Source organism: Pseudomonas sp. (assembly GCF_030698175.1).
Lineage (GTDB): Bacteria > Pseudomonadota > Gammaproteobacteria > Pseudomonadales > Pseudomonadaceae > Aquipseudomonas.
The window spans coordinates 49811-62291 of record NZ_JAUYNT010000006.1 but is presented as its reverse complement, the minus strand read 5'-3'; the positions used below and the strand labels follow the sequence as shown (position 1 = coordinate 62291).

Below are 12481 nucleotides of genomic sequence, written 5' to 3'. Positions count from 1 at the left end.
GGCCGCATTGGCGTTGGTATTTGCATAATGCTTGACTCACTACCTTCGTCCTTGCGGCGAATCACTACTATAGAGCTTGATAAGTCCCAGAAAGGGACTTATCGTTCCCTTTCTGGGACTTATCAGGCGCACCATGCAAACCATACCGCTCAGCGATGCTCTGTTTACGTCTACCCAGCAGAAGGTGCTGGGCTTGCTCTATGGCCGACCGGATCAAAGCTTTTACGCCAATGAGATCGCACGTTGGGCCCAAGTCGGCAAGGGCAGCTTGATGCGTGAGCTTAAGCGCTTGCACCAAGCCGGTGTGCTAACAATGAGTCGTCAAGGCAATCAGACACACTACCAAGCCAACCAGGCTTGCCCGATTTATTCGGAGCTGCTGGGTATCGTGCGCAAGACCTTTGGTATCGGCGAGCAGTTGCGCGCAGCGCTTGCGCCTTTGGCTGGGCAGCTGGCTTGGGCATTCGTATATGGCTCCATCGCCAAAGGGGCGGCGCACGCAGGCAGTGACATCGATCTGATGCTGATTGGCGAAGACCTGCACTACAGTGACCTGATGGAGCGCCTGCTACCGCTAGAAGAGCAGTTGGGTCGCACCATCAATCCGACCCTTTATACCTTGGCGGATTGGCACGCTAAACACGCTGCAGGTAACAGCTTTGTGCAGCGTGTAGAGCAGCAGGACAAACTCACCATCATCGGCAGCAACCCGCTGGAGCTGGTACATGAGCGCTAACGAGAGCCTGGAAAACCTGCTGCGCACCGGCGGCCTTAAGGCTGAGCCGCCAGACCGCAAGGAGTGCGAAGGCTTGATGCATTCCGCGCTGGATCGCTTGCAGGATGCTCACAGCGCAGCACTGTCTTTTGCCAGCCGTTTCGATCTGACTTACAACGCCGCCCATGCGCTGGCGCTAACAGCCTTGCGCCTTTGTGGTTATCGCTCGGATCGTCGTTACCTGGTATTCCAGTGTCTTGTGCATACCTTGGGATTGGGCAAGGTGCAGGTCAGGCTTTTTGCGCTATGCCATGAGCGGCGCAATTTGGCTGAATACGAAGGCTATATGGAAATGGATGAAGCCTTGCTGGCTGAGCTGATTGCTGCGACCGATGCCCTGTCGGTTCAGGTGCAGCGGGTGATGAAGGATTTTGTGAGCAATAGTAGCCGTTAAATGTTCGATGTTTACCGGCGCTACTCGCTTGTGCAGGCGCGTGCTGGTCTGCGACGCGACAGTGCCGCCGCCCAATCGCGCTAATCGCTACTCCCGCTGGCTTATCCGGGCTGTTGCTGGCGCCCGGCCTATGCTCGCTGGCGCACAGACAGCCCGCGGTTGGCTGGCGAAAAATGGAAGTCCTCCTCAGGCGTAATCAACTAGAGCGCCAGGGATTTCTGTCATCGGAGTACCTCGCATGAGCATTTCCAAGCTGATCTTCACCGCCGTCCTGCTGTCTTCTCTTGGTTTGAGTGGCTGCGCCGGCTGGTCCCATCAAGAAAAAGGCACTGCCGCCGGGGCTGTGATTGGTGGTGTGGCGGGCAACTTGTTGTGTGGTGGCGTGCTGTGCACCGGCGCGGGTGCCGCGGTAGGCGGCGTGATCGGTCACGAAGTCACCAAGAAAAAATAGTATTTGGCCCATGAGCTCAAGGCTTGCTGGCGTTAAGCCAATCCGTTTAGGGTTACTCTCAGTCGCGCGGCCCGCTCTGGCGTTTTACACTGACGCGCAGGCTTGGCTGCACACTTCATGGGAGGCATGGGAATGATCGGAAAGATACTTTCGACGGGTTTTAGTTTGGCCACTTTGCCCGCCCGGCTGACGTTTCGCAGTGTCCGCGCTTTGGCCATGACACCCTCCGAAGCCAGCCGTTTGCTGGCCGAAATGCGCGACGCATCGGATCAGGCCGTGCAGGAGATTCACGCGCTGCTGGCCAGCGTCGATGACGAGATGGGGCGCAAAACCGCGCACCTGAGCAATGCCGACAAGCGTCTGGCGGCCGAGCTGGCCCTGCAAGCCGCCGAGCAGCACCTGAGCATGGCCGCGATCAATATCCTGCGGGCCGTATGGCTGACGCTCAACTCGACGCCGCAGTTGCCGCACGCTGAGGTTGATCGGTTGCTTGAGCACAAGCCAAACGGCTGAATGCTGGCTCGCTTATGTAGGAGAGGATTTGTCCGCGAAGCGCTGGTGCCGTCACCTCTAACCTCGGCAACCACGGTGATCGAGCTTTTGTAGGAGGGGCTTTAGCCGCGAAAGCTGTTGTTTTCGATTTGGCATTTCAGCGCCGCAGTTGTGTTGTTTGCTCAATCGGTTCCGCCCTTACGGCGGCTCACTTTTGGCAGTCGCCCCAAAAGTAAGCAAAAAGTCTTGCCCCATGCATCCGGGTCTCGCTGCGCTCGACTTCCCTCACTCCATCATTGCTCCGTGGGCACGCTGCGACGGGCCATCCTTGGCCCAACGCAGCTCTCGCAACATCCTGTTGCTCAACCCACTGCACAACGATTGCGCTCGGCCTGCTGAAAGGGGCGTTGCCCTGGCTCGGATGGATGGGTTTGGCCGCACAGCGAGTGGGCTTTGGCTTTGTAGGATGGGTTGAGCAGAGCGATACCCATGCGGTTGAGTGATAGCCTGCTTGATGGGTATCGCTGCGCTCAACCCATCCTACGATCTTATGCCCGGCGCTCGCGGACCAGCGCCTGGGCGCGTTGGGTCATCTGGTCGAGTAGGCGGTCGCGCTGTTTCTCCGCCTCGCTCATGGCCTGTTTACCGTGTTGTTTGACGAGGTAGGCGTGAATCTGCCGGACTTCTTCAGATTGATAGATTGGCGCCAGGTCCTGCACCGCCACTAAGCCGTCCGAGCGATAGTCCCGAGTACTCATCAGCACTTGCGGCCCATGTGCCGCCAGCACTTGAAACCCCATGGCCTCGAAGGTCGGCACTTTACTTGCCACACAGGCCAGTTCGGCATGCGGGTGGCGAGTGAGCATGCGCTGCAGCATGGCCCGGGCAATACCGCGTCGGCGCTGGCTGGCTTGCACGGCCATATAAACCAGCGTGCAGGCCTCGGGGTCATCCTTGGCCGGCAGGTAAAGGGCAAAACCCAGCACCTGGCTGGGGTCCAGATCGTCCAGCGCCAAGATCAACTGCGCGCTGCTCTCCAGGGCGCTGTCCATGGCTTGCAAGTACAGGTGCATCTGGTAGCCAATCACGTACTGGTACAGCTGGTAGAGGGGATTACTGGGCGTCAGCGACACCGGGCTGATGTCGCTGAGGTAGTCGACCACCATCTGCAGAACCTGGCTCTTCAATGCCTCGGGTGGCGGGCTGTTCAGCTGGGCAAGGGTGAACATCGTCAGTCTGGCTCCGGGGCGTGGTCGATGGGGGGCTGCGTGGGCGGCATTGTAACGCCCGTGGGGTTTGCGCGGCTTTGGGATGTTGGCGGATGGCTTTGGATTGTGTCGAAGGGCGGCTGAGTGCGTGTGTGCGCTTGTGTTGGAGCGGACTTGTCCGCGAAGCTGCGCGCCCGATAGTGCGCTATTGAACCGCTGGCTTTGGCCGTCGGATTGACCGCCTGTTGGCTGTCGCCGCTCTGCGTCACGTAGAGGCAGTCTGATTTGCGATCAGTCAGCGAATCAAGAGTCTCGCCGCACAAAGCCAAGTTTGTCGCTTTCGCCATGGAAAGCGTGGCGTTGTACGGCGAGCTTGGGCCGTTTGGTTGAGCGGTGATAGGTCTCACTGCTCAACTCTATGCTCCGGCCCCGAATTAACGCGCCAGCTCAGTACTGCCTACGCCTTTTTGGCCTTCGGCCTCAGAGACTTCTGTCAGGTTCGCGCCACCGACAAAGACGCCGAACTTGATGTACTGACGTACATAGTAATTTTTACCCGCTTCGGCGTTCAGGTTGATGGTGTTGTCGCTGAACTCGGACTCTGTGGCCAGAACGTGCTGGCCGGGGCTGACCACTCGATAGAAATAGGTGTTCATTGCCGTTTCACCGACAACTTTGTTGTCGATTTTGACTGTCTTTTTCAGGATCGGGCCAAGGGCCGAATCACGGAAGATATACAGCCCGGCCTGGTTCTCGGGCGGAGCCGGGAAAGCCTTGAATTCTTGGTTTTTTTCGGCCGATTCCATCGGTACGGATGCACAACCGGACAGCAGCGCAACGCCGAGCGTGGCTGCACAGATCATCAATTTCTTAGACATGGATTACTCGTTCCTGAGTAGTGATTTGAATGTGGCGCAATAGCAATGTGCCAGCAGGCAACACCTTATAGGGAACTTCTTAGAAATCAAGCCGTTGGCAGGAAAAAGCTGGTTTTACCTAGCGAGTTCTGGTGTCAGCTCAAGGGGTGGATAACCTTAGGCCTTCGCCTTTATCCCGCCCAGCGCTTGTACCTGGGTGATTGCCTGCTTGATGGGTATCGCTGCGCTCAACGCATCCTACGAGCTCCGGTCGAGCTTTTGTAGGAGGGGCTTTAGCCGCGATGCTGTTGCTGTTGTTTTGAGTGCTGCATCCGAACGCCGCACTGTGTTGTTTGAATGATTTGTTCCGCCCTTACGGCGGCTCACTTTTGGCAGTCGCCCCAAAAGTAAGCAAAAAGTCTTGCCCCATGCATCCGGGTCTCGCTGCGCTCGACTTGATTCGCTGTGCTCACCCTTCGGGCCAGCCTGCGGCTGTTACTTCGCTGCGCTGCGTTTCCTCACTCCATCATTGCTCCGTGGGCACGCTGCGACGGGCCATCCTTGGCCCAACGCAACTCTCGCGGCATCCTGCCGCTCAACCCACTGCGCAACGATTGCGCTCGGCCTGCTGAAAGGGGCGTTTGTCCTGGCTTGGATGGATGGGTTTGGATCACAAGCGTGTTGGCTTTTGAATTCTAACCGTAGGTCGATTATTCATCGCGTGACTCAAGCAAGCAGCCACACCAGTCGATCAGGTAAATTCCGTCGCGTACCGCTCGATGAAAACTTGAGTATGGCCAGTCCCTGAGTTGATCAACATGGCCATGTTTTTTAGGGTTGAAGTGGATGTAATCAAAGTGGTGCTGATAGTCGGCATCGTCGCGGATCAGGTGTTCCCAATAACGACGCTGCCAAATACCCCGCTCGCCGCGCGCTTTGAGTGTGGCGGTGCGTGTTTCGGTGAGTGGTAGGCGTTTGGCGAAAGCGAATTTGATCACCTGCCAGCGCAAAGCAAAATCGGCATCGCCTGCGGGCAGCGTCCAGAGGCAGTGCATGTGCTCGGGCAACACCACCCAAGCGTCGATATGGAAGGGGTGCCGCGCCTTGGTCGCACGAACCGTGGCGCGCAGTAAATCAATTTCCCGCACCAGTAAATCGCTGCTGCGGTCACGCAGGTTCACGGTGAAGAAGTAAGTAGCACCCGGCACGCGGGCGCGGCGGTAGTTGGGCATGGCGGCTCATCCTTGAGCGATTTAGCGGTTGGTAAAACCATGGTGGACAAGCTTCGCGTTGTCCACCCTACGGCCCGAGTGTTTATCCGAATATTGTGTGATGCGTAGGGTGGGAAACTGCGAAGCATTTCCCACCGGCTTTGTCCGGGCTACTTGCTGCGCTCGACTCCCCTCACTCCATCATTGCTCCGTGGGCACGCTGCGACGGGCCATCCATGGCCCAACGCAGCTCTCGCAACATCCTGTTGCTCAACCCACTGCACAACGATTGCGCTCGGCCTGCTGAAAGGGGCGTTTGTCCTGGCTCGGATGGATGGGTTTGGCCGCACAGCGCGCGGGCTTTGGCTTTGGCTTTGTAGGATGGGTGGAGCAGAGCGATACCCATGCGGTTGGGTGATTGTCTGGTTGATGGGTATCGCTGCGCTCAACCCATCCTACGAGCTACGAGTTTTTGATTTGGCGAAACCGAGCTGTTCAAAAAACAACCAGTTGAGTCGGTCCAATGGTCCCGTCAGTTTCGTAGGGCAGCGTCCAGAGGCAGTGCATGTGCTCGGGCAAAACCACCCAAGCGTCGATATGGAAGGGGTGTCGCGCCTTGGTTGCGCGAACCGTGGCGCGCAGCAAATCAATCTCCCGCACCAGTAAATCGCTGGTGCGGTCACGCAGGTTCACGGTGAAGAAGTAAGTAGCGCCGGGTACGCGGGCGCGGCGGTAGTCGGACATGGAGGCTCATCCTTGAGCGATTTAGCGGTTGTTAAAACCATGGTGGCCAAGCTTCGCGTTGTCCACCCTACGCCCCGAGTGTTTATCCGAATATTGTGTGATTCGTAGGGTGGGAAACTGCGAAGCATTTCCTACCGGCCTTGTCCGGGCTACTTGCTGCTGCCTCGACCCTACATGGCTGTACAAGCAAAAAATTACCTTTCCGTTAGTTCACAATCCCCCCAAGAAACTTTTGCACCCGACTCGGAGCGCACTCTGAACAAGGATCGCCGATTATTTACCTTTGACTCGATTATGTAGCTCTCTTTCTCCACCACATCAAGCCACATACACCGCGTAATTACCGTGAAACCAGTTACACCAAATGGCGGAGTAAGCGCTGGCACCGAAGCTTTCCACTCGAAATTATGTCTGCCGGGGGCAATATAAGTACTCGCAGGCATGCTTTCAAAGAAGCTTTCTGTCGAAATTCCGTCTATTTTTTTGATGCCAAAATCGTATCCCGGAACCACTGTTTTCAAAAAAATATTTGGTGGTATATTTTTGTTTTTCTCACCGGCCGCGCACCCGAACAATATCAGCATTAGAAGTAGCGAAAATATCGATCTCCTCCAATCACTCAACCCAGTCATCACTTTTCTCGTCACACAACAAAGAACCCGTATTGTTATTATTGCTGATTAACTCTACGTACTTATTTTGATTTCCCGTTATGTCAACACGCGCACCGTCATCTTGTATCTCAAACAAGCTGATATCACAGCGCCCTGGAGATGGAGAGAAATTCAACTCGTAATTCTTTCCCGTCTCAGGCTTGAAAGATGGGGTTGCGCAAGCACCTATTTTTACATTCATATATTTCGAAGGATTACCAATCAAATCCCCAATAGGGATATCTTGATAAATCATGTATGGAGCAATAGAGAATAAATTCCCACTAGGTACTTTTCGCTCTAGCACCCCATCTATTGGCAGCACCGAACCTGGAATGCCCAATCGTTCTTCATCTTTTTCAGTGCGGCAGCTAATTGCCCCGATCATTTTGTCACCCTGACAAGTTTCAAAATTAACCGTAGCAACCGCCACGCAATATTTAAATGATGAGGGCGACGACACGCTTAGCCGAAGATTGGCTGATTGCGAATTTATCGGTTCCACGAACGGATCAAGTGCCGCGCATCCATTTAACCCCGTCAGCGCCGCCAGCAATATCGCCAATGCTCTCCATACTTTTATTTTATCTTCCACGTCCCAACCTTTGCGTATTCTGAGTTGAATAACGAAAAACATTTCAATACTTAATCATGCGAAATTTGAAATTATATATAGCGCGCCACACATCTGAAAATCAGCACTTTGAAAAATCCTAAAGATAAGGTCGTCAGCCCAACATCCATGTAAGGCCCAGCTTTAAGTAATGGTGTTAGCTAGCAATCAATCCCAGCTCAACGCCCCACCTGTCTGATACTCAATAACCCTCGTCTCAAAGAAGTTCTTCTCTTTCTTCAAGTCCATGATCTCGCTCATCCACGGGAACGGGTTAGTGGTGCCTGGGTACTCTTCCTTCAAACCAATCTGGCTCAAACGACGGTTGGCGATGAACTTGAGGTAGTCCTCCATCGTCGCGGCGTTCATGCCGAGTACGCCGCGGGGCATGGTGTCGCGGGCGTATTCGATTTCGAGCTGGGTGCCTTGCAGAATCATCTGGGTGGCTTCGTCTTTTAGCTCGGCATCCCACAGGTGTGGGTTTTCGATTTTGATCTGGTTGATCACGTCGATACCGAAGTTCAGGTGCATCGACTCGTCGCGCAGGATGTACTGAAACTGCTCGGCGACGCCGGTCATCTTGTTGCGGCGGCCCATGGACAGAATCTGGGTGAAACCGCAGTAGAAGAAGATGCCTTCCAGTACGCAGTAGTAGGCGATCAGGTTGCGCAGCAGTTCTTTGTCGGTCTCGACGGTGCCGGTTTCGAACTTCGGATCGGAGATCGAGCGGGTGTATTTGAGGCCCCAAGCGGCCTTCTTAGCCACCGATGGGATCTCGTGGTACATGTTGAAGATCGCGCCTTCATCCATGGCCAGGGATTCGATGCAGTACTGGTAGGCGTGGGTGTGGATCGCCTCTTCGAAGGCTTGGCGCAGGATGTACTGGCGGCATTCTGGGTTGGTGATCAGGCGGTACACGGCCAGCACCAGGTTGTTGGCAACCAAGCTGTCGGCGGTGGAGAAGAAGCCGAGGTTGCGCATCACGATGCGGCGCTCGTCTTCGGACAGGCCGTCATTGCTCTTCCACAGGGCGATGTCGGCGGTCATGTTGACCTCTTGCGGCATCCAGTGGTTGGCGCAGCCGTCGAGGTACTTCTGCCAAGCCCAGTCGTACTTGAACGGCACCAACTGATTAAGGTCGGCGCGGCAGTTGATCATGCGCTTTTCATCAACCGCGACACGGGCGGCGGCACCTTCCAGCTCGGCCAGACCTTCGGCCACATCCAGAGCGTCCAGCGCGGCTTTGGCTTTGGCCACACCAGCGGAGTCGCTTGGGTTGGCGGCTCGGGCCGCATGGGCGGCGGCGCTGCCGTCTTTGTCGAGTTTCTCAAGGCTCATATCGATCACCGAAGCAGCCGGTTTGGCACCGCTAATGTCGGCACCGTCGTCGTTATCAAATTCGTCCCAGCTCAGCATGACTCTGTTCCTGCATGAGGGCCAGAGCGTGCTCTGGCGAGTGGATAGTTGGTCGTTTGCCTGCTGCACACAAGGTCAAACGCGTTGGCCAGCAAAACTGTCGCTGGCCCTAAGCCACGCCCAAAAGCGTGGTTTTACGTTGTTCTTAAGCTCTTGCCTTTATCACTACAAATCGAGCAGTTGCCAGAGCGAGGCAGCGCTAGGCGCGTGGCGGTTCGGACCCCGGAGTGTACGGCTGTACATGACGGGGGCCGGACCGCCGCGCAACAACGCGGGGTCCGCTCTGGAAACTGCGTCAGCCTTACGATTACTGGCAGGCTTCGCAGTCTGGTTCATCGATGGAACAGGCCTTGGGTACGGGGGCGGGTGCCGGTGCGCTCATCAAGCTCTCATCGATATTGCCGTTAGACACCGCGTTCAGCTTGCCGGTGGTCACCGTGGACTTCTCGGTGCTGGTGGCGGCCAAGGCGCGCAGATAATAGGTGGTTTTCAGGCCACGGTACCAAGCCATGCGGTAGGTCACGTCGAGCTTCTTGCCGCTTGCGCCGGCGATGTACAGGTTCAGCGATTGCGCCTGGTCGATCCACTTTTGGCGGCGGCTGGCGGCATCCACGATCCACTTGGTGTCCACTTCAAAGGCCGTTGCGTACAGCTCTTTCAGCTCTTGGGGAATGCGGTCGATCTGCTGCACGGAGCCGTCGTAGTACTTCAGGTCGTTGATCATCACCGAGTCCCACAGGCCGCGCGCTTTCAGGTCGCGGACCAAGTAGGGGTTGATCACGGTGAATTCGCCGGACAGGTTGGATTTCACATAGAGGTTTTGGTAGGTCGGTTCGATCGACTGCGATACGCCGGTGATGTTGGCGATGGTCGCGGTCGGGGCGATGGCCATGATGTTGGAGTTGCGAATGCCTTTCTGCACGCGTGCTCGCACCGGTGCCCAATCGAGGCTTTCGGCTTGGTCGACCGAAATGTACTTGGCACCACGGGCTTCGATCAGCAGGTTTTGCGAGTCGAGCGGCAACACGCCTTGCGACCACAACGAACCTTGGAAGGTCTCGTAGCTGCCGCGCTCATCGGCCAAATCGCAGGAAGCCTGGATGGCGTAGTAGCTGACCGCTTCCATGGATTTGTCGGCGAACTCAACGGCGGCGTCCGAACCGTACGGAATGTGCTGCAGGTACAGGGCGTCTTGGAAGCCCATGATGCCGAGGCCGACTGGACGGTGCTTGAAGTTGGAGTTCTTCGCCTGTGGCACTGAGTAGTAGTTGATGTCGATAACGTTATCGAGCATGCGTACCGCGGTGTTGATGGTCTTCTGCAACTTAGCCGTGTCGAGCTTGCCGTTAACAATGTGGTTCGGCAGGTTGACCGAGCCTAAGTTGCACACGGCGATTTCGTCTTTGTTGGTGTTCAGGGTGATCTCGGTGCACAGGTTCGAGCTGTGTACCACGCCCACGTGCTGCTGCGGGCTGCGCAGGTTGCACGGGTCTTTGAAGGTCAACCATGGGTGGCCGGTTTCAAACAGCATGGAGAGCATTTTGCGCCACAGGTCTTTGGCCTGGACGGTTTTGAACAGCTTGATCTTGCCGTAGCCAGCCATGGCTTCGTAGTACTCGTAACGCTCCTCAAACGGCTTGCCGAACAGGTCGTGCAGGTCCGGTACTTCGCTCGGGCTGAACAGGGTCCACGGGCCGTCGTCGAACACGCGCTTCATGAACAGGTCTGGAATCCAGTTGGCGGTGTTCATGTCGTGGGTGCGGCGACGGTCGTCACCGGTGTTCTTGCGCAGCTCGATGAACTCTTCGATGTCCATGTGCCAGGTTTCAAGGTAGGCGCACACGGCGCCCTTGCGCTTGCCACCCTGGTTGACGGCCACGGCGGTGTCGTTGACCACTTTCAGGAACGGCACCACGCCTTGGGATTTACCGTTGGTGCCCTTGATGTAGGCGCCCAGTGCGCGCACTGGGGTCCAGTCGTTGCCCAAACCGCCGGCGAATTTGCTCAGCATGGCGTTGTCGTGGATGGCGTGGTAAATGCCCGACAGGTCGTCTGGCACTGTGGTCAGGTAGCAGCTGGACAATTGCGGGCGCAGGGTGCCGGCGTTGAACAGGGTTGGCGTCGAGGCCATGTAGTCGAAGCTGGAAATCAGGTTGTAGAACTCGATGGCGCGTTGTTCTTTTTGCTGCTCGGCAATCGCCAGGCCCATGGCCACGCGCATAAAGAACACTTGCGGCAACTCGATGCGCACGCCGTCGGTGTGGATGAAGTAACGGTCGTACAGGGTCTGCAGACCGAGATAAGTGAACTGCTGGTCGCGCTCGTGGTTGATCGCCTTACCGAGCAACTCCAGGTCGAAGGTGCCCAGCACTGGGTTCAGCAGTTCCAGCTCGATGCCTTTGGCGATGTAGGCCGGCAACGCCTTGGCGTACAGGTCAACCATCTCGTGGTGGGTGGCGCTGTTGGTGATGCCGAGATAACCCAGCGCTTCGCCGCGCAGGGTGTCCATCAGCAGGCGGGCGGTGACGAACGAGTAGTTCGGCTCACGCTCAACCAGGGTGCGGGCGGTCATCACCAGGGCGGTGTTCACATCGCTCTGGGCCACGCCGTCGTAGAGGTTCTTCAGGGTTTCGCTCTGGATCAGCTCACCGTCCACTTCAGCCAGACCTTCGCAGGCTTCGGTGATGATGGTGTGCATGCGGCCCAGGTCCAGTGGCGTGAGGCTGCCGTCGGCTTGGGTGACGCGGATGCTTGGGTGCGCCTGGGCTGGTTGCTGCTTGCCACGGGTGGCGCGCTCTTTGGAACGGGCGTCGCGGTAGATCACGTAGTCGCGAGCAACTTTTTGCTCGCCGGCACGCATCAGGGCCAGCTCAACCTGGTCCTGGATTTCTTCGATATGGATGGTGCCGCCGGACGGCATGCGGCGCTTGAAGGTGGCGCTGACTTGTTCGGTCAAACGCTCAACGGTTTCATGAATGCGCGACGAGGCGGCAGCAGTGCCGCCCTCTACAGCGAGAAACGCTTTGGTGATGGCGACGGTGATTTTGTCATCGGTATAGGGCACTACGCTGCCGTTACGTTTGATCACACGCAGTTGACCGGGCGCGGTGGCGGCCAGGTCTTGCAAGCTATCGTTGGCTTGGTTGGGGCTGGCCATGGGCGTCTCGCGGGAGGTGTCGGTATGCATTAATGGGTTCTCCGTGTTCTGTATTTATCGAGTTAGACACTTGGGGGTGCTTGGTGTGCTGCAATTCAGGTCACGTCTGCTACGCAACGCCATAGGCCCAGCACAATGCCGGGCGTTGGTGGTTGCCAAAAGGTCAGAAAAGGGCACGACTCAAGCACTTCCCTGGCTCTGAAGTCACAGGTTTCGACGCTGGGCGTCAAAACCACAATATTTAGTGGTGGTTGCTGTTGGCGCTACACCGAATAAATGGCGTAGTCACGCTTTTTTACAGTTTGATTTTGAATTCACCGCGGCTGCGGTTGAAGGTGCTTTAAAAGAGCGTTTAGGCGCACCGTTGGTGGCCGCTGAAAACCCGCTGAGGAGTTGTTCAGTTATGTCGATGAATCTGCGAAAACCCAACATGTAGGTGTTTGTCGCGCTTGGGATACAAGATAGAGCGCTAAGGGCATCATTGCAAGGCAACTGTTAGGCGCTGCCTGT

Annotated in this window: 10 protein-coding genes and 1 pseudogene; 4 read left to right on the top strand and 7 right to left on the bottom strand. The window is 56.6% G+C overall.

The features are described 5' to 3' along the window. Positions 1–133 precede the first annotated feature (133 nt). From Q8R10_RS03105 to Q8R10_RS03090, 4 genes are all read left to right on the top strand, one after another. Positions 134–736 carry a nucleotidyltransferase domain-containing protein gene (locus tag Q8R10_RS03105; protein WP_305650922.1) on the top strand — a complete coding sequence of 201 codons (603 nt, stop codon included), beginning with the start codon at positions 134–136 and terminating at the stop codon, positions 734–736. Next, complete coding sequence (locus tag Q8R10_RS03100) at positions 726–1169, top strand: hypothetical protein (RefSeq protein WP_305650920.1); 444 nt, start codon at positions 726–728, stop codon at positions 1167–1169. The genes Q8R10_RS03105 and Q8R10_RS03100 overlap by 11 nt, the downstream gene beginning before the upstream one ends. Positions 1170–1407: 238 nt before the next feature. After that, entirely contained in the window at positions 1408–1620 is a 213-nt protein-coding gene (locus tag Q8R10_RS03095; RefSeq protein WP_305650918.1) for a glycine zipper 2TM domain-containing protein, read from the top strand. A 132-nt stretch (positions 1621–1752) separates the two neighbouring features. Continuing rightward, entirely contained in the window at positions 1753–2133 is a 381-nt protein-coding gene (locus tag Q8R10_RS03090) for a hypothetical protein (RefSeq protein ID WP_305650916.1), read from the top strand. Between the two features lie 527 nt (positions 2134–2660). On the opposite strand, the gene Q8R10_RS03085 is transcribed toward Q8R10_RS03090, so the two are convergent. From Q8R10_RS03085 to Q8R10_RS03055, 7 genes and pseudogenes are all read right to left on the bottom strand, one after another. After that, entirely contained in the window at positions 2661–3341 is a 681-nt protein-coding gene (locus Q8R10_RS03085; protein ID WP_305650914.1) for a GNAT family N-acetyltransferase, read from the bottom strand. Positions 3342–3754: 413 nt separating this feature from the next. After that, positions 3755–4198 (bottom strand): DUF2846 domain-containing protein, encoded by a 444-nt coding sequence (locus Q8R10_RS03080; RefSeq protein WP_305650912.1) that lies wholly within the window; start codon positions 4196–4198, stop codon positions 3755–3757. Positions 4199–4887: 689 nt separating this feature from the next. Beyond that, complete coding sequence (locus tag Q8R10_RS03075) at positions 4888–5409, bottom strand: transposase (protein ID WP_305650910.1); 522 nt, start codon at positions 5407–5409, stop codon at positions 4888–4890. A 522-nt stretch (positions 5410–5931) separates the two neighbouring features. Continuing rightward, positions 5932–6132: pseudogene (locus Q8R10_RS03070) on the bottom strand (transposase); the annotation flags it as partial. A gap of 615 nt (positions 6133–6747) precedes the next feature. Beyond that, complete coding sequence (locus Q8R10_RS03065; RefSeq protein ID WP_305650909.1) at positions 6748–7380, bottom strand: hypothetical protein; 633 nt, start codon at positions 7378–7380, stop codon at positions 6748–6750. A 186-nt stretch (positions 7381–7566) separates the two neighbouring features. Then, positions 7567–8814: a ribonucleotide-diphosphate reductase subunit beta gene (locus tag Q8R10_RS03060; RefSeq protein WP_305650907.1), complete on the bottom strand. Its 1248-nt coding sequence runs from the start codon at positions 8812–8814 to the stop codon at positions 7567–7569. A gap of 307 nt (positions 8815–9121) precedes the next feature. Beyond that, on the bottom strand, positions 9122–12001 hold the full coding sequence (locus Q8R10_RS03055) for a ribonucleoside-diphosphate reductase subunit alpha (RefSeq protein WP_305650906.1): 2880 nt from the start codon (positions 11999–12001) through the stop codon (positions 9122–9124). Positions 12002–12481: the final 480 nt, after the last annotated feature.

What these genes read in the sequence shown, in the direction of transcription:
- Q8R10_RS03105 (WP_305650922.1), top strand. Translation starts at nt 134, where the DNA reads ATGCAAACCATACCGCTCAGCGATGCTCTGTTTACGTCTACCCAGCAG.
- Q8R10_RS03100 (WP_305650920.1), top strand. Translation starts at nt 726, where the DNA reads ATGAGCGCTAACGAGAGCCTGGAAAACCTGCTGCGCACCGGCGGCCTT.
- Q8R10_RS03095 (WP_305650918.1), top strand. Translation starts at nt 1,408, where the DNA reads ATGAGCATTTCCAAGCTGATCTTCACCGCCGTCCTGCTGTCTTCTCTT.
- Q8R10_RS03090 (WP_305650916.1), top strand. Translation starts at nt 1,753, where the DNA reads ATGATCGGAAAGATACTTTCGACGGGTTTTAGTTTGGCCACTTTGCCC.
- Q8R10_RS03085 (WP_305650914.1), bottom strand. Translation starts at nt 3,341, where the DNA reads ATGTTCACCCTTGCCCAGCTGAACAGCCCGCCACCCGAGGCATTGAAG.
- Q8R10_RS03080 (WP_305650912.1), bottom strand. Translation starts at nt 4,198, where the DNA reads ATGTCTAAGAAATTGATGATCTGTGCAGCCACGCTCGGCGTTGCGCTG.
- Q8R10_RS03075 (WP_305650910.1), bottom strand. Translation starts at nt 5,409, where the DNA reads ATGCCCAACTACCGCCGCGCCCGCGTGCCGGGTGCTACTTACTTCTTC.
- Q8R10_RS03060 (WP_305650907.1), bottom strand. Translation starts at nt 8,814, where the DNA reads ATGCTGAGCTGGGACGAATTTGATAACGACGACGGTGCCGACATTAGC.
- Q8R10_RS03055 (WP_305650906.1), bottom strand. Translation starts at nt 12,001, where the DNA reads ATGCATACCGACACCTCCCGCGAGACGCCCATGGCCAGCCCCAACCAA.